Below are 17844 nucleotides of genomic sequence, written 5' to 3' on the forward strand. Positions count from 1 at the left end.
CTAGTATTCAGTTAAACAGTAAGTAAAAACAGGACAGTAACATGGCATCAAGTGAAGATGAAAGGCTAGCGGCAGAATGGGCAGCGGCTCTGGGTGAAGATCCTTCAGCGCCTGACATTGATGTTGACGAAGTTTTAGCTGCACCATTGGAAGAACTAAAAGACACCTCTGCGCCAATCACCGCCGATGAGCGTCGTAAACTGGATACCATTATGGATATTCCAGTGACCATTTCAATGGAAGTGGGCCGTTCACAAATTAGCATTCGTAACTTACTTCAGCTTAACCAAGGTTCGGTAGTGGAACTGGACCGCCTGGCGGGTGAATCACTCGATGTGTTGGTCAATGGAACATTGATTGCGCATGGCGAGGTCGTGGTGGTCAACGATAAGTTTGGTATTCGTCTCACTGACGTGATCAGCCAAACTGAACGTATCAAAAAATTGCGTTAATGCTTATGAGACCAAGCCGTTATCGCCATCGCTTATTTGGTCTTACAGGAGCACTGGTCACCATGACGAGTGCTCCTCGTGTTTGGGCCGCGCCTCAAACGCCAGAACTTGACCTTGCCACCACGTTTGCTTCTCTTCTCCTCGTTATCGCTTTTATTCTCTTTTTAGCTTGGCTGATGAAGCGCATCCAAACGCCAGCATTCGGCCAGAAACACGGTCTAAAAGTGGTGAGCCAAATGGCGGTGGGGACCCGAGAGCGCATCGCCGTTGTTCAGGCGGGGGAAGAACAATTTTTAGTGGGCATCACCAGTCAGTCTATTCAGCTGATTGCAAAATTAGAGCATCCGTTAAAACAGGAGGAGTTGGCTAAAACGGCATTTGCACAACAATTTAGCCAGCTACTGAAAAAGAATGAACAATAAGCAACTTCTGACCACGTTTTGGCTATCACTCAGCTTACTGATGGCATCCCTATTTTCCTTTTCGGCTTGGGCACAAGCGGAAGAGACCGCGTTGCCAGCCAATCTTGCACCGGGCGGTAGTGTGACGGTTTCACAAATGCAGAGTGACACCAGTCAAAGCGAGTTTATGAGTGTTGGCAAAGGTGGGGGAATTCCTGCTTTCACCATGACCACTAACCCTGACGGCAGTGAAGACTACTCGGTTACGTTGCAGATTTTAGCGTTAATGACCATGCTTGGCTTCTTGCCAGCGATGGTAATTTTGATGACCTCATTCACTCGCATTGTGGTGGTGATGTCGATTTTGCGACAGGCCATGGGTCTGCAACAAACGCCGTCAAACCAGGTCATTATTGGTATCGCACTTTTCTTAACCTTTTTTATCATGTCGCCGGTGATCAACGAAGTGAATGAACAGGCGGTTCAGCCGTACCTGAATGAGCAGCTCACCGCACGCGAAGCGTTTGACGCCGCGCAAGGGCCAATGAAAGCGTTTATGCTCAAGCAAACACGCGTGAAAGATCTCGAAACATTCGTCAACATGTCTGGAGAGCAAGTCACTAATCCTGAAGATGTGTCGATGGCAGTGTTGATTCCCGCGTTCATCACTTCTGAGCTGAAAACCGCATTCCAAATCGGATTCATGCTGTTTTTGCCGTTCCTTATCATTGACCTTGTGGTGGCTTCGGTGCTGATGGCAATGGGTATGATGATGCTTTCTCCAATGATCGTTTCGTTACCATTTAAGCTGATGCTGTTCGTGTTAGTCGATGGCTGGAATTTGATCTTGTCCACCTTAGCTGGCAGTTTTGCCTTGTAGCAGGGAGGATAAGCGATGACACCTGAAGTCTTTGTTGAGCTGTTTCGTGAAGCACTGTGGATGGTTCTTATCATGGTGTGTGCCATCATTATTCCCAGTTTGTTGGTGGGTTTGATTGTGGCTATCTTTCAGGCGGCGACCTCGATCAACGAACAAACCCTGAGCTTTTTGCCACGTCTGATTGTGACTTTGCTGGCGTTAATGCTCTTTGGCCATTGGATGACACAGATGTTGATGGAATACTTTTTCGCGCTAGTGGAACGTTTTCCGCAAGTTCTGTACTAGGTGGGAGGAGCGATGGAATATCCAACCACCATTATTCTGGACTGGATAGCCAACTATTTTTGGCCTTTCACCCGTATCTCATCCATGCTGATGGTGATGACGGTGACGGGAGCGCGCTTTGTTTCTCCTCGAATTCGACTCTATCTCAGCCTTGCCATCACCTTGGCCTTGATGCCCGCCATTCCGGCAGTACCACAAGAGCTCCAACTGCTCTCGTTCCAAGGTTTTTTGACCACCTTTGAGCAAATTGTCATTGGTGTAGCGATGGGGATGGTCACGCAATTTATCATCCAAACGTTTGTCTTGCTGGGGCAGATTTTGGGTATGCAATCGAGCTTGGGTTTCGCCTCCATGGTGGACCCGGCCAATGGACAGAATACACCGCTGCTCGGTCAGTTATTTATGTTCCTGTCGACCTTGTTCTTCCTTGCCACTGATGGCCACTTGAAAATGCTGCAATTGGTGCTGTTTAGCTTCAAAACCTTGCCCATAGGCAGTGGTTCATTGAATGCGGTTGATTTCCGCGAACTGGCACTGTGGCTGAGCATCATGTTCAAAACCGCCTTGAGCATGTCGCTTTCGGGCATTATTGCGTTGCTGACCATCAACCTCTCTTTTGGGGTGATGACCCGAGCCGCACCGCAGCTGAACATTTTCTCCCTTGGTTTCGCTTTCGCTTTGCTGGTGGGATTATTGATTTGTTGGTACATCTTGGCTGGCTTATACAGCCACTATGAGCTGTACTGGTTGCAAGGCGAACAGCAGGTTTGCCGATTTATTCGCTTGAATTGCTAGGAGGCTGGTTTGGCAGAGTCAGACGGTCAAGAACGTACCGAAGAAGCCACGCCCCGACGGTTACAACAAGCGCGGGAAAAAGGCCAAGTTGCACGCTCAAAAGAGCTGGCTTCTGTGTCAGTATTGGTGATTGGTGCTGTTTCCCTGATGTGGTTCGGTGAAAGTCTCGCACGAGCGTTGTTCAAAGCGATGGGGCGTTTGTTTAGCCTCTCTCGTGAAGAAATTTTTGACCCCAGTAAGCTATTTGATATTGCCAGTGGTGCCTTAAGCGCTTTGCTGCTTCCTCTGCTGCTTATTTTGTTTGCGCTCTTTGTCGCCGCTGCGATTGGTTCTGCCGGCGTCGGTGGCATCAGTTTTTCAGTGGAAGCGGCAATGCCTAAATTATCGAAAATGAACCCACTGAGCGGCATCAAACGTATGTTTGGCTTGCAAAGCTGGGTTGAACTCATCAAATCCATCTTAAAAGTCGCCTTGGTCACGGGCGTAGCGATCTATCTGATTCAAGCTTCACAGGAAGACTTAATCCAACTCAGTTTGGATGTCTATCCACAGAATATTTTCCACGCTTTGGACATATTGTTGAATTTCGTTTTGCTGATCAGTTGTTCGTTGTTGATTGTGGTGGCGATCGACATTCCTTTTCAGATTTGGCAACACGCTGATCAACTGAAAATGACCAAGCAAGAAGTGAAAGACGAATACAAAGACACCGAAGGTAAGCCTGAGGTCAAAGGCCGTATCCGTATGCTGCAACGTGAAGCCGCTCAGCGCCGTATGATGGCGGACGTTCCGACCGCGGATGTGATCGTGACCAACCCGGAGCATTTCTCTGTTGCGCTGCGTTATAAACAAAGTACCGATAGAGCGCCTGTGGTGGTGGCGAAAGGAACCGATCACATGGCGATGAAAATTCGAGAAGTTGCTAGAGAGCATGATATTTACATTGTTCCAGCTCCGCCGCTGGCACGCGCGCTTTACTATTCAACGGAGCTGGAACAGCAGATCCCAGATGGGTTGTTTACTGCAGTGGCTCAGATTCTGGCGTATGTGTTCCAACTGAAGCAGTATCGAAAACGAGGTGGGCATCGTCCGAAACTGAAAGATTATGATTTGCCTATTCCACCTGATTTGCGCCAGTGATTTGCTTGTTATGAGAGCGCTTTTGAGCGGTACTTTGCCGTATGGTCACGTTTGTCATTATTTTGGCGCATGAGCTGGTATAGAGATTGCTTGAGAGTGGCCTAATCCGAATGATACGTACGGATAACCCCAGTGGTTATTTTCTATATCAATAAGTTAAAGTTATCCATTGAGACGAAGTAATGGCTATGAAATTTACTCTGCCGTTTGCAGATAAGTTGCCGAAAATTCCCCAACGCTCCATGCCTGCGATTGGCGCACCGATTATGGTGTTGGCCACCTTGGCGATGGTTGTGCTCCCCATTCCTCCGTTCCTATTGGACATGTTTTTTACCTTTAACATCGCCTTAGCCATGGTGGTGTTGTTGGTGACGGTGTATACCCGTCGACCACTCGATTTTGCAGCGTTCCCCACGGTACTTTTGATTGCGACCTTGCTTAGATTGGCCTTGAACGTTGCCTCAACGCGTGTGGTTCTCCTGAAGGGGCACGAAGGGGGAGACGCGGCTGGTAACGTTATCGAAGCGTTTGGTAACGTGGTGATCGGCGGTAACTACGCCGTTGGTCTTGTGGTGTTCCTGATCTTGATGATCATTAACTTTATGGTTGTCACCAAGGGTGCGGGTCGTATTTCCGAGGTAAGTGCTCGCTTCACCTTGGACGCCTTGCCAGGTAAACAGATGGCGATCGATGCCGACTTGAATGCGGGCTTGATAGACCAAGAACAAGCGCGTTTACGTCGTTTTGAAGTGACCAAAGAAGCCGATTTCTACGGCTCGATGGATGGTGCATCGAAGTTCGTTAAAGGTGACGCCATCGCCGGTATTTTGATCTTATTCATCAACATCATTGGTGGTTTGAGCATTGGTATGGCGCAGTATGATCTTGGTTTCTCCGACGCCATCAAAATCTATACATTGCTGACCATTGGTGATGGTCTGGTGGCGCAGATCCCATCCCTGTTGCTTTCTATTGCAGCGGCGATGATGGTGACTCGTCAGAATACCGATGAAGACATGGGCGAGCAGATGCTCTTCCAAATGTTTGATAATCCAAAAGCGCTTACGATCACCGCGGCGATTCTGGGCATTATGGGGATTGTACCCGGAATGCCTCATTTCGCCTTCCTGACGTTAGCGGTGATCGCTGGAGCAGGTGCTTACTTTATTGATAAGAAGCAAAAGCAAAAGGCCAAAGAACCGAAAGTGCCCATGGTGGCAGACAGCAGCAATGCCCCCTCGGTACGTGAGCTCTCTTGGGATGACGTACAGCCGGTCGACATCATTGGCTTGGAAGTGGGTTATCGTCTTATCCCATTGGTGGACAGAGACCAAGGTGGCGAACTGCTTGAACGCGTGAAAGGGGTTCGTAAGAAGCTCTCACAAGATTTTGGCTTCCTGATCCCGCCAGTGCACATTCGTGACAACTTAGAACTCACTCCGAACAGTTATCGAATTACTTTGATGGGTGTCGCCGTCGGTGAAGCTGAAATTCGTCCTGATCAAGAACTGGCCATTAACCCAGGTCAAGTGTATGGCATGATCGATGGTGAACCGACTATCGACCCAGCATTTGGGTTGGAAGCGGTTTGGATTCGACCTGACCAAAGAGAGCACGCTCAAGCACTAGGCTATACTGTGGTGGATTCTTCAACCGTGCTAGCAACTCACATGAGTCAGCTACTCACCAATAATGCATCGCAGTTACTCGGCCATGAAGAAGTGCAAAACTTGCTGGAAATGTTGGGCCGAAGTGCGCCGAAACTGGTGGAGAATTTTGTTCCTGACCAACTGGCGCTAGGTACGGTGGTGAAAGTGCTGCAAAATCTACTTAATGAAGCGATTCCTATTCGAGATATTCGCACCATTGTTCAGACCTTGGCTGAATATTCCTCAAAGAGTCAAGAACCCGACATTCTCACTGCGGCAGTACGGATTTCATTAAAACGACTAATCGTTCAGGAAATCAATGGAATAGAACCCGAGTTGCCAGTGATTACCCTAATTCCAGAGCTGGAACAAATATTGCATCAGACCATGCAGGCGTCAGGTGGTGAGTCTGCGGGCATCGAACCCGGTTTGGCTGAAAGATTGCAATCATCGTTGATGATGGCGACTCAGGAGCAAGAGCTCAAAGGCGAACCTGCAGTCTTACTCACCTCCGGCGTGCTGCGGTCCACTCTGGCGAAATTTGTTAAGAACACGATTCCTAACCTCAGAGTGCTTTCGTATCAGGAAATTCCTGACGAAAAACAAATTCGAATTGTACAGGCTGTGGGTAACTGATCTATTAATTAATAACTGATGGTTAAGCCCTGTTTAATGGACGAATGGTTTGAAAATAAAACGATTTTTTGCCAAAGACATGCGAACTGCATTACTCCAAGTAAAAGAAGAACTTGGCGTTGATGCTGTCATCATGTCGAACAAAAAGGTGGCCGGTGGCGTTGAAATTGTCGCTGCGATTGATGGTGACAATCAATCCTCCACTTTTGGCAGCATGCCTAATTTAAGTCGCCGACAAGCGACAGCAACCCCGTCGACAGCAGGGCAATACACTGCGCCTCCCGCACGTAAAGCGACTCGCGATCTTCAAGACGATCGCGTCAGCTTACAGAGCGAGAAGACCAATGGCGGATCCATGACCAAACGCTTTGCCAACATGCTTAAGCAGTACAGCAATACAAGCGAAGAGAGCAGCTACCGAGATGAATCGGCCGACTCTCTGAACTCATTGCTGGAAAGACAAAACAAACATCGTGAAGAGCAAGGCAATAACGTCCGAATTCGTGAGAATTCACCGTTGGCTAAGCTGATTGCCGAAGACAGGCGTGTTCCACGCCCAGAGCCTCGCCTCGACCCAACACGCTATGATCGTCGTAAGCCTCAGCCTGAACAGGAAGAAGGCAGTAACGAACTAGAAAACATGCGTGAAGAGATGACCTCAATACGGCGTCTGCTGGAACATCAGGTGTCGGGATTACTTTGGCAAGAAGTGGAACGTAGAGAGCCACTTAGGGCAATGCTTATCAAGCGCCTCGAACGTATGGGAGTTTCCCCTGAACTGGCGGATCAGATGGCGTGTTACATTCCAGAAGATACCAAACCCGCCCGTGCATGGAAGGCGTTGCTCGCTTTGGTCTCTGACCAAATTAGCGTGACCAAACAGGATATTCTGAAACGTGGTGGTGTTGTGGCGTTGTTGGGCCCAACCGGGGTTGGGAAGACCACCACGATAGCCAAACTTGCAGCACGAGCAGCCATGGAGTATGGCGCGAACAATGTCGCGTTAGTGACGACCGATACTTATCGAATCGGTGCGCATGAGCAACTCTCCATTTATGGAAGAATTATGGGTTGTCCCGTAAAAGTTGCTAAAGATTCTAAAGAGTTAGCCGATGTAATCTATCAGCTCAGAAACAGAAAACTGATCTTGGTCGATACAGCGGGTATGGGACAGCGAGATGTCCGATTATCAGAACAGCTCGATACCTTGATGCAGGAGAGTGGTGAAGTCATTCATAGTTATCTAGTGCTTCCCGCTACAGCTCAACGACGAGTACTACAAGAGACTTTAGATCATTTTCGTAGAATTCCACTTTCAGGTTGTATCCTGACCAAGCTCGATGAGTCATTAAGCTTGGGCGAATTTGTCAGTGTTGTCATTCAAAATGCGCTGCCCGTTGCTTATATCGCAAATGGCCAGCGGGTGCCAGAAGACATCGTGATAGCACAACCAAAATATTTGATCGCGAAAGCGAATGAACTGCTTGAGAAGTCGACAGAGAATGAACCTCACTACTGGAACAGTGACAACGAAGGATTCTAGGCGGCGGACTACTATGACTGAGAATATGATACACGATCAAGCAAGCGGCCTCCGTCGCTTAACACAACCATCATTAACCAAAGTGATTGCAGTTACTGGCGGAAAAGGTGGTGTGGGTAAATCAAACGTAACCCTTGGCTTAGCGATTTCAATGGCTCGCCAAGGAAAGAAAGTGATGGTCCTAGATGCTGACCTAGGTCTTGCTAATGTCGACGTTATGCTCGGAATTCGTTCAAAACGTAACTTAGGGCATGTATTGGCTGGGGAATGTGAGCTAAAAGATGCTATTGTTGAAGGACCATATGGTATTAAAATAATACCGGCAACGTCTGGGACGCAGAGTATGACAGAGCTTTCACATGCTCAGCACGTTGGTTTGATTCGAGCATTCGGTAGCCTTGAAGATGATATGGATGTGCTGCTCATTGATACAGCCGCCGGTATTTCTGATATGGTGATTAGTTTTTCACGAGCAGCTCAAGATGTTATCGTTGTGGTGTGTGATGAACCTACCTCAATTACCGATGCATATGCTTTAATTAAGTTATTGAGTAAAGAGCATCAAGTTCAACGCTTCAAGATTGTTGCAAATATGGTCAGAAGCTACCGAGAAGGTCGAGAATTGTTTGCAAAATTGACGTTGGTCACAGAGCGATTCTTGAATGTGAGCCTCGAACTCGTAGCATGTATTCCGTTAGATGATAAAGTGCGACAAGCGGTCAAGAGACAGAAAATCGTGGTGGACGCTTTCCCGCGTTCCCCTGCAGCGTTGGCGATCAGTTCGTTAGCCAACAAAGCGCTGACTTGGCCAATACCCAAAAGCCCAAGTGGTCATTTGGAATTCTTTGTCGAAAGATTGCTCTCACGCAATGCATTTATAGAGGAACCGTTTGGTGAATAAAGCGCTTACTTATGACCAGCATGCGAATGTGAACAGCCAAAAACTGTTCATTGAAAGATATTCGGTGTTGGTCAAACGCATTGCTCACCATTTATTAGGACGGCTGCCTCCTAGCGTTCAGGTCGAGGACCTAATCCAAGCGGGTATGATTGGCCTGATAGAAGCTCAACAAAATTATGACGCTACAAAAGGCGCGAGTTTTGAAACTTATGCTGGCATTCGTATCCGTGGTGCTATGCTTGATGATATCAGGCGTGGTGATTGGGTGCCTCGTTCGGTACACAAAAGCAATCGAGAGATTAGCCAAGCGATAGCCGAACTTGAAGGAATACTCAATCGAGATCCAAGTGATGCCGAAGTAGCGAAGCATATGGGGATGTCACTAGAGCAATACCACAATGCTTTGACAGATATCAATTGTTCTCGCTTGATTGGTATTGAAGATCTTGGGGTATCGGATGATGTGATCACCTCGGTGGAAGATTCAGACAACAACACCCCTTTTAAAGGTGTTGCTGATGAATATTTTAGAAAAGCACTGGTTGAATCAATAAAACAGCTACCAGAACGTGAAGCTTTGGTACTTTCGCTCTATTATGATGAAGAGCTAAACTTAAAAGAAATTGGGGAAATTCTGAGTGTTAGCGAGTCTCGCGTCAGTCAGATATTGAGCCAGTCAATGCAACGTTTGCGCACTAAGCTTAGTGCTTGGACACAAAATGATTAAAACACTGATTTCGACATTCAGTGGAGGCAATTTTGAATAAAAACATGAAGATCCTTATTGTTGACGATTTCTCAACAATGCGCCGTATTGTAAAGAACCTGCTTCGTGATCTGGGTTTCAATAACACTCAGGAAGCTGATGATGGTTTGACAGCGTTACCTATGCTGAAAAAAGGTGATTTCGATTTCGTCGTTACGGATTGGAATATGCCGGGGATGCAAGGTATTGATCTGCTGAAAAATATTCGCGCGGACGCTGAGCTTAAGCACTTGCCTGTATTGATGATTACAGCAGAAGCGAAGCGTGAGCAGATCATCGAAGCGGCTCAAGCAGGCGTTAACGGTTACATCGTTAAGCCATTTACCGCAGCAACCCTAAAAGAAAAACTCGATAAAATTTTTGAACGTTTATAAACCTCGTTTGAAGATTACTTCGTCAGAGCTGCTATAAGCATCGATAAAGATGCCACTTAAAACATTGGCAGCTCATAAACGCAGCATGCTTCCGAAGCATAAACGAAAAGGGTCTATTCAGAATGATCTCATTAGAGCAAGCAAAGTCTCTAGTTGAATTACTGGAACAGGGAGAGCAAGCAGCAGCAGACCAGCTGGTTGCTTCGATCTATGAGGACAATGGCAATCCAATGCTACAAGAGATTGGAACGCTGACTCGAGATCTGCACACTTCTCTGAAGAATTTCAGCTTAGATCAACGGATGACAGAAATTACAAACGATGAAATCCCAGATGCAAGGGATCGCCTTCAATATGTCATCGAAAAAACGGAACTCGCAGCGAACAAGACCATGGATGCTGTCGAGCTCTGTCTCCCAATAGCCGATAATCTTCACGAATGCTTGCTACAAGTCCGTCCTCAGTGGAATGAACTGATGCACGGTCGCATCGAATTGAGTGAATTCAAGGCCCTTTGCCATCGTATCGAAGATCTTTTAGTTCAAGTCGAAGGCGATAGCACAGAATTACGCGGCCAGTTAACAGAAATTTTGATGGCACAAGATTTCCAAGACTTAACTGGACAGATTATCCGTCGTGTCATCACTCTCGTAAACGAAGTGGAAGGGCGATTGGTAGATATCCTAACGGTGTTTGCTGGAAATAAACCGCCGAAGGACAAAACTCAAGAAACACAGAATCTTGCCGAAAAAGAAAAAAGTGGCAGCGAGCCAGAGGGTCCAATTTTGCACCCCGAGTTGCGTGAAGACGCAGTTGCATCGCAGGATGAAGTCGATGATTTGTTATCCAGTCTTGGATTTTAAAGGTAACGTATGAGCTACGATTTAGACGAAGATATCCTACAGGACTTTCTAATTGAAGCCGGGGAAATTCTGGAGCTGCTTTCTGAGCAGTTGGTAGAATTGGAAAATAACCCAGAAGACAGGGATCTTCTAAACGCTATTTTCCGTGGATTCCATACGGTTAAGGGTGGTGCCGGTTTCTTATCACTGACTGAACTGGTTGAAACTTGTCATGGTGCTGAAAACGTGTTTGACGTATTGCGTAATGGCCAGCGTACTGTCTCTCCAAGTCTAATGGACACCATGCTACGTGCTTTAGACACAGTAAACCATCAGTTTAAAGCCGTCCAAGATCGCGAGCCACTCGAAGCGGCCGATCCTGTTCTGTTGGATGAGCTTCATCATCTCTGTCGTCCTGAATCAGAAGATGTAATTCATGAAGAAGTTGCGGCGGTGGAACCAGAGCCAGAAATTACGCCTGAGCCTATCGTCGAAGAGCCTGTTGTGTCAGTAGCAAACAGCACGGTTGCCTCGTCAGTGGATGAAATTACCCAAGATGAGTTTGAAAAACTTCTTGATGAATTGCACGGCAAAGGCAGTGCACCGAGCGGTGCAGCAGCGCCATCAGCCCCGCCTCGAGCCCCTGTTAGTGTAGCGACCGATAGCGGTGACATCACCGACGACGAGTTTGAAAAGTTGCTGGACGAGTTGCACGGCGCGGGAAATAGTCCAACTTCTTCAAATGTAGTAACCCCGCCTCCTCCGTCGCCAACAAAACCTGTTGCAGCGAGTGGAGCAGACAGCGACCTGATGACCGATGAAGAGTTTGAAAGACTACTAGATGAGCTTCATGGTTCCGGCAAAGGGCCAACTTTAGAAGAGTTGGATTTTGCAACCAAACCAGCCGCAGCCAACGTGACGCCACCACCAGCGCCAACGTCCAAGCCTGCCGAGCCGGTAAAAGCCGCACCAAAACCAGCAGTTGCACCAGCGCGTGCGGAAGTGAAAGCCCCCGCAGTGCAAGAAGCCAAAGCACCAGCGACGCAACAAGCAGCCAAAAAGCCGCAACAAGCGGATGCAACAGTGCGAGTGGATACTTCAACGCTCGATACCATTATGAACATGGTGGGTGAGCTTGTACTGGTTCGAAATCGTCTTTTGAGTCTCGGTCTGAATAGTAACGATGAAGAGATGGCGAAAGCAGTCGCTAACCTCGACGTGGTGACCGCGGATCTGCAAGGCGCCGTCATGAAGACGCGTATGCAGCCAATCAAGAAAGTGTTTGGTCGTTTCCCTCGTGTTGTTCGTGACTTGGCACGTAACCTACAAAAAGACATCGTGCTGGAAATGCGCGGTGAGGAGACTGACCTAGATAAAAACTTAGTTGAAGCACTAGCAGATCCATTGATTCACTTGGTGCGTAACTCGGTCGACCACGGTATCGAGATGCCTGATGACCGTGCTAAAGCAGGTAAGTCTCGTACGGGTAAAGTCATTCTTTCTGCATCTCAAGAGGGCGATCATATTGAGCTCGCCATCATCGATGATGGCGGCGGTATGGACCCTGACAAACTTCGTGGTATCGCGGTCAAACGTGGCATGATGGATGAAGATGCGGCAGGTCGTCTATCCAATAAAGAGTGTTTCAACCTAATTTTTGCTCCAGGGTTCTCAAGTAAAGAGAAAATTTCTGATATCTCAGGTCGTGGTGTGGGGATGGACGTAGTGAAAACGGCCATCAATACGCTAAACGGCTCAATCGATATCGACTCAGAACTGGGCAAAGGCACCAAGATTACAATCAAAGTACCGTTAACGTTGGCGATCTTACCGACATTGATGGTCGGTGTTGCGGGTCACCCATTCGCATTGCCACTTGCCTCGGTCAATGAAATCTTCCATTTAGATTTGAGCCGCACCAATGTGGTTGATGGTCAGTTAACCATCATTGTTCGTGAAAAAGCCATCCCGCTTTTCTACTTACAAAACTGGCTTGCGCCTAAATCGGGTAAAGCACAACTGCGCAAGGGTCATGGACATGTCGTGATTGTTCAGATTGGCAGCCAGCGTGTCGGCTTTGTCGTAGACACCTTAATCGGTCAAGAAGAAGTGGTTATCAAACCGCTAGATAACCTGCTGCAAGGTACTCCAGGTATGGCCGGTGCAACCATTACAAGTGATGGCCATATAGCGCTGATTTTGGATGTGCCAGATCTGCTTAAACAGTATGCGGCAGCCTCTCGTATCTAAGCGAGAACCAGCAATACAATAAGGACTCAAATGGCGATAAAAGTATTAGTAGTTGATGATTCCAGTTTTTTCCGACGTCGGGTCAGCGAGATCATCAATGCCGAATCGCGCCTAGAAGTGATCGATGTGGCCGTAAACGGCAAAGAAGCCGTTGAAAAAGCAAAGCGCCTAAAGCCAGATGTGATCACAATGGACATCGAAATGCCGGTCATGGACGGCATTTCGGCCGTTCGTGAAATTATGGCGTCGATACCGACGCCAATCTTGATGTTTTCGTCGTTAACACATGATGGTGCTAAAGCGACTCTAGATGCGTTAGACGCAGGGGCATTGGATTTCTTACCGAAGAAATTTGAAGATATCGCACGAAACCGTGACGAAGCGGTCTCCTTGTTACAGCAACGTGTCATTCAAATCGCGTCAAAACGCGCATTCATGAGACGCCCAGCGGTCGCCTCTGTTGCAGACAGAGCACCACAAACCTCACTAAGTCGTCCTACAACAGGACTAAGGCGTGAGGCAGTTGCTCAGCCCGTTGCACCAACGCGCGCTCCTGTTGTCACAAAGTTCAGAGCATCGGGTAAGAAGTATCAGCTTACTGCCATTGGTACCTCAACAGGTGGACCAGTTGCTTTGCAGAAAATTCTGACAAAACTACCCGCTAACTATCCTCACCCCATCGTCTTGGTTCAGCACATGCCGGCCACATTTACGGCAGCGTTTGCCAGTCGTCTTAACACCCTGTGTAAGATTCAGGTAAAAGAAGCGCAAGATGGTGATGTATTACAACCGGGGGTGGCATATCTAGCTCCTGGTGGTAAACAGATGATGATCGATGGCCGCCCTGGAGCCGCAAGGCTTCGCATTATCGATGGTGGAGAGCGCATGAACTACAAGCCTTGCGTCGACGTCACCTTTGGTTCTGCAGCAAAAATCTACGCAGATAAAGTGCTGTCTATGGTGCTTACCGGAATGGGAGCTGACGGTCGCGAAGGTGCTCGCATGCTCAAGTCTGCTGGAGCGACGATTTGGGCGCAGGATGAAGAGAGCTGTGTCGTTTATGGCATGCCACAAGCGGTGGCCAAAGCAGGACTATCGACAGAAGATCTGCCTTTGGATCGTATTGCAGAGCGTATGCTAGTTGAAGTAGGGCTAGCGTAAGGAAGGATATGATAGTTTGGAGTGTAGCAAATCAAAAAGGTGGCGTAGGTAAAACCACCACAACCGTCACTCTCGCCGGACTGTTGAGTCAAAAAGGCCATCGCGTCTTGCTGGTCGATACTGACCCACATGGCTCTTTGACGACGTATCTGGGCTTTGACCCCGATGGAGTGACGCGCAGTCTATTTGATTTGTTTCAACTGAAAGAGTTTACGCGAGAAAACGTTAAACCTTTGCTATTGAAAACCGATGTTGAAGGGATCGATATCATTCCCGCTCATATGTCTTTAGCGACACTTGATCGCGTAATGGGCAACAGAAGCGGCATGGGCTTAATATTAAAACGTGCGTTAATCGCTTTGTCTAAAGATTACGATTATGTCTTGATTGACTGCCCACCCATTTTGGGTGTGATGATGGTCAATGCCTTGGCGGCCAGCGATCGAATTTTAATTCCTGTCCAAACCGAGTTTTTGGCAATGAAGGGATTGGAGCGCATGGTTCGTACTTTGTCGATCATGCAAAAATCGCGGCGCGACCCTTTTAAAGTCACGATCGTTCCAACCATGTACGATAAGCGCACGAAAGCATCCTTGCAGACACTGACTCAGTTAAAAAAGGACTATCCAGATCAGGTTTGGACTTCAGCGGTTCCGATTGATACTAAGTTTAGAGACGCGAGTTTGAAGCGTTTACCTGCATCTCATTTTGCCGAGGGCAGCCGTGGTGTTTTTGCTTATAAGCAATTGCTAATCTATTTAGAGAGGTTAGCTATCGATGAGTAGCAAAGAAGCGGTACTATCGAGCGAAAAAGCACTGGATGATTACTTCAGTGCTTTACTGGCCGAAGAGCAAGAACTGGAACTGTTCCACGAAGACGATTTAGTGGCAGAGCGTTTAGTGAATTCTTATCAACCAGAGCTGAGAGTTCAGTATTCAGAGCCAGAATCCTATCGGTATGCGGAAACGGATTTAAGAGAGTTCGAAGCGCCAAATTTGGAAGATGTCGAACGTCTTCTCAGTCAGTTAGAATCTACCAATGTCGTAGACGAGCTTGGTATCGACGATATTTTGGCGCAAAACACCGCGACGATTGCTGAGTTGCAACAAGAGGCGCAACTGGTGGTCGAACGAGAGGTACTTGTTGATGAAGTGCCGGTGGTCGAAGTTAAAGAAGAAATACAAGATTGGCCTGTAGAGACCGAGTTTAGCGAAGAGATTCAGGATTGGCCGGTTGAGATTGAAGAGCCAGCGGTTGACGTCGCACCTGTAGAGCCTGAGTTAGAAACGATCTCGCAGGAAGAAGAACAAGTGTCTCATGAGACACAAGTCGAGTTGGAAATGCAAACCGAGTCAAACAGCGCTCAGGTTTGGTCATCGACTCAACGAACAGATGCTTTCCAAGTACTCTACTTTGATGTCAACAGTGTGACTTTCGCTGTCCCTCTCGATGAGCTAGGTGGAATCCATCAACTGACTCAGTTGAACCACTTAATCGGTAGACCTGGCTGGTATCTTGGTTTGCAAACCAATCGGGATCAGCAACTGGATGTGGTTGATACGGCACGTTGGGTTATGCCAGACAAGCTGGCTGATGAAGAATACAAATCGAACTATCAGTATATTGTCATGCTAGGGAATAGCATGTGGGGCTTAGCCAGTAATAAATTGCTGGGCACTGAGCTTCTTTATCCAGAAAAAGTGCGTTGGCGTGAGCAATCGGGTAAGCGCCCGTGGCTTGCCGGCATGGTGAAAGAGAAAATGTGTGCTTTAATTCATGTAGACGCATTAATTTCCATGCTAAATGCCGGACTGGATGTAAAATCATTAAATTCAGAATTTTGAGAAGTCGGGAACGACATTAACGAGGATTAGCCATGTCTCATTCTAACGAAGTAGAAGTAAAAAAAGATCACACAAATGATGAAGTACTTCAGTGGGTGACGTTCCAGCTGGAAGAAGAAACTTACGGCATTAACGTAATGCAAGTTCGCGAAGTACTTCGTTATACAGAAATTGCGCCCGTCCCAGGTGCACCAGATTATGTACTTGGTATTATCAACCTACGTGGTAATGTCGTTACGGTGATCGACACTCGCTCACGCTTTGGCCTAATGGAAGGCGAAGTAACAGACAACACTCGCATTATCGTGATTGAATCTGAGCATCAAGTGATTGGTATTCTTGTAGACAGTGTCGCTGAAGTGGTTTACCTACGTTCTTCAGAAATCGATTCAACCCCATCTGTTGGTACGGATGAGAGTGCCAAGTTTATCCAAGGTGTGAGCAACCGCGATGGTAAGCTGCTGATCTTGGTCGACCTGAACAAGTTGTTGACGGATGAAGAATGGGATGACATGGCTCATCTATAATGCTTGAGATGTTTTCCGATAGCCCTGTGATACTCGCTGGCTTTGTGGTCTTCTCTTTTATTGTACTTATTTTGCTTCCATTGCGAGTCAAAGCAGTACTGCAAAAGCGTTTAGACCAACAAAGCCAGATGTTGCGTAGCAGTGACAAAGAGTTACAGAAAGCAAATAAGCAATTACTTGAGGTCAGATCCGTTGTTATTGGGTTGGGACAACGAGTAAGCGAACAGCAAGACATTATTCAGCATCTAACAGAACGAGTTGTCGAGTTGGAGCAAGCAGATACCGATGGTCGTTTGTATACGCGCGCTAGCAAGATGGTTCAGCTCGGCGCAGATGTCAACGAACTAATCAAAGAGTGTGAGTTACCGAAAGCTGAAGCGGAATTGATGTTGTCACTACAAAAGAAAATAGCGGGCAAAGAAAAAGTGCCACCGTTAAGCAGCCGCCTCTCTGATTTGGATGAAAGGTCGCAAAAGAAAACGACACCAAGACGCTAGGCATGTTTGTCTGTTGAAAAAGAAAAAGAAGCTTCGGCTTCTTTTTTGTTATTTTGCGCTGCAAAGCACAATTGTGAGTCGTGACCGAGCTAGTGGAGAGTTTTGTTCAGGGAAAGTGAAAGAATTGAGATACTTATCACTCTATAGAGGTAAATTTAAATAAATGTGATAACAGGTTAACAAATTCTCACCAACTGACAAACATAGAGGGTTTGTTGTCCTGTCTTGTAACTAATTAGCTGTGTTAATATACCCCTCAAATTTGTGTCGCTATGAAGCCTTATGCTAGAAGTTTCCCATTTAACCGCAATTCGCGATGAACGCGTGCTTTTTGAAAATCTTCAGTTTGAAATCAAACCCGGTGAGTTGGTGCAGATTGAGGGTCGAAACGGTACTGGTAAAACCACGCTACTTCGAATCGTGACAGGGCTTGGCGACAGAGACGAAGGCTCCATCAAATGGAAAGGGGAGGCGATTGAAAAAAGCCGCGACCAGTTCCATCAAGATTTGCTTTTCTTAGGCCATCAAACTGGGGTGAAAAGAGAGCTTACCGCGTTTGAAAATTTACGCTTTTATCAATCGATTCATAATTCAGACTCTTCTTCAGAACGGATTTTTCACGCCCTGACTCAGGTTGGCTTGGCGGGACGTGAAGATGTACCCGTCGCACAGTTGTCTGCCGGGCAGCAGAGGCGCGTGGCGTTGGCCCGCCTTTGGTTAAGCAATCAGATCCTTTGGATTCTTGATGAGCCGTTAACTGCCATCGACAAGCAGGGGGTGAAAGTGCTTGAGTCTCTGTTTTCCAACCATGTTGATAATGGGGGCATCGTAATCTTGACGACACACCAAGATATGTTTGCAGATAGCCCGAAACTCAGAAAAATTAAGTTGGGTGATTGA

General features: G+C 47.3%; 19 protein-coding genes. All 19 read left to right on the top strand.

The features are described 5' to 3' along the window. Nucleotides 1–41 precede the first annotated feature (41 nt). The 19 genes from fliN to ccmA all read left to right on the top strand — a co-directional run bounded on the left by fliN (nt 42) and on the right by ccmA (nt 17844). A complete protein-coding gene (fliN, locus tag LZU85_RS12240; protein WP_176298710.1) occupies nt 42–452 on the top strand; it encodes a flagellar motor switch protein FliN in 411 nt (136 codons plus the stop codon). After that, nucleotides 452–874: a flagellar biosynthetic protein FliO gene (gene fliO / locus LZU85_RS12245; protein ID WP_176298709.1), complete on the top strand. Its 423-nt coding sequence runs from the start codon at nt 452–454 to the stop codon at nt 872–874. The genes fliN and fliO overlap by 1 nt, the downstream gene beginning before the upstream one ends. After that, nucleotides 864–1733, top strand: a complete 870-nt coding sequence (gene fliP, locus LZU85_RS12250) for a flagellar type III secretion system pore protein FliP (protein ID WP_176298708.1) — start codon at nt 864–866, stop codon at nt 1731–1733. The genes fliO and fliP overlap by 11 nt, the downstream gene beginning before the upstream one ends. Nucleotides 1734–1748: 15 nt before the next feature. Continuing rightward, nucleotides 1749–2018 (top strand): flagellar biosynthesis protein FliQ, encoded by a 270-nt coding sequence (gene fliQ, locus LZU85_RS12255; protein ID WP_011079845.1) that lies wholly within the window; start codon nt 1749–1751, stop codon nt 2016–2018. A gap of 12 nt (nt 2019–2030) precedes the next feature. Further along, nucleotides 2031–2813: a flagellar biosynthetic protein FliR gene (gene fliR / locus LZU85_RS12260; RefSeq protein WP_176298707.1), complete on the top strand. Its 783-nt coding sequence runs from the start codon at nt 2031–2033 to the stop codon at nt 2811–2813. Nucleotides 2814–2822: 9 nt separating this feature from the next. Then, nucleotides 2823–3953, top strand: coding sequence for a flagellar biosynthesis protein FlhB (flhB, locus tag LZU85_RS12265; protein ID WP_176298706.1), 1131 nt, complete (start codon nt 2823–2825; stop codon nt 3951–3953). A 188-nt stretch (nt 3954–4141) separates the two neighbouring features. After that, entirely contained in the window at nt 4142–6238 is a 2097-nt protein-coding gene (flhA, locus tag LZU85_RS12270; RefSeq protein ID WP_237287239.1) for a flagellar biosynthesis protein FlhA, read from the top strand. A 49-nt stretch (nt 6239–6287) separates the two neighbouring features. Next, the gene (flhF, locus tag LZU85_RS12275; RefSeq protein WP_176298704.1) at nt 6288–7781 is read left to right on the top strand and encodes a flagellar biosynthesis GTPase FlhF; all 1494 of its coding nucleotides are present in this window, start codon (nt 6288–6290) and stop codon (nt 7779–7781) included. A gap of 13 nt (nt 7782–7794) precedes the next feature. Continuing rightward, a complete protein-coding gene (locus tag LZU85_RS12280; RefSeq protein WP_176298703.1) occupies nt 7795–8682 on the top strand; it encodes a MinD/ParA family protein in 888 nt (295 codons plus the stop codon). Continuing rightward, entirely contained in the window at nt 8675–9409 is a 735-nt protein-coding gene (locus tag LZU85_RS12285; protein ID WP_176298702.1) for an RNA polymerase sigma factor FliA, read from the top strand. Before LZU85_RS12280 ends, LZU85_RS12285 begins: the two co-directional genes overlap by 8 nt. A gap of 44 nt (nt 9410–9453) precedes the next feature. Further along, nucleotides 9454–9822 (top strand): chemotaxis response regulator CheY, encoded by a 369-nt coding sequence (gene cheY / locus LZU85_RS12290; RefSeq protein WP_017052487.1) that lies wholly within the window; start codon nt 9454–9456, stop codon nt 9820–9822. Nucleotides 9823–9944: 122 nt separating this feature from the next. Beyond that, the gene (locus LZU85_RS12295) at nt 9945–10685 is read left to right on the top strand and encodes a protein phosphatase CheZ (RefSeq protein WP_176298701.1); all 741 of its coding nucleotides are present in this window, start codon (nt 9945–9947) and stop codon (nt 10683–10685) included. A 9-nt stretch (nt 10686–10694) separates the two neighbouring features. Further along, complete coding sequence (locus LZU85_RS12300; RefSeq protein ID WP_237287185.1) at nt 10695–12914, top strand: chemotaxis protein CheA; 2220 nt, start codon at nt 10695–10697, stop codon at nt 12912–12914. 30 nt (nt 12915–12944) lie between these two features. Then, on the top strand, nt 12945–14075 hold the full coding sequence (locus tag LZU85_RS12305) for a protein-glutamate methylesterase/protein-glutamine glutaminase (RefSeq protein WP_176298699.1): 1131 nt from the start codon (nt 12945–12947) through the stop codon (nt 14073–14075). Nucleotides 14076–14083: 8 nt separating this feature from the next. After that, complete coding sequence (locus tag LZU85_RS12310; RefSeq protein ID WP_176298698.1) at nt 14084–14860, top strand: ParA family protein; 777 nt, start codon at nt 14084–14086, stop codon at nt 14858–14860. Beyond that, nucleotides 14853–15920 (top strand): chemotaxis protein CheW, encoded by a 1068-nt coding sequence (locus LZU85_RS12315; RefSeq protein ID WP_176298697.1) that lies wholly within the window; start codon nt 14853–14855, stop codon nt 15918–15920. The genes LZU85_RS12310 and LZU85_RS12315 overlap by 8 nt, the downstream gene beginning before the upstream one ends. Nucleotides 15921–15952: 32 nt before the next feature. Further along, nucleotides 15953–16447, top strand: coding sequence for a chemotaxis protein CheW (locus LZU85_RS12320; RefSeq protein WP_017420583.1), 495 nt, complete (start codon nt 15953–15955; stop codon nt 16445–16447). Next, nucleotides 16447–16944, top strand: coding sequence for a DUF2802 domain-containing protein (locus LZU85_RS12325; protein WP_176298696.1), 498 nt, complete (start codon nt 16447–16449; stop codon nt 16942–16944). Before LZU85_RS12320 ends, LZU85_RS12325 begins: the two co-directional genes overlap by 1 nt. 282 nt (nt 16945–17226) lie before the next feature. Further along, nucleotides 17227–17844: a cytochrome c biogenesis heme-transporting ATPase CcmA gene (gene ccmA, locus LZU85_RS12330; protein WP_176298695.1), complete on the top strand. Its 618-nt coding sequence runs from the start codon at nt 17227–17229 to the stop codon at nt 17842–17844.

The organism is Vibrio floridensis, assembly GCF_021852965.1.
GTDB lineage: Bacteria > Pseudomonadota > Gammaproteobacteria > Enterobacterales > Vibrionaceae > Vibrio > Vibrio floridensis.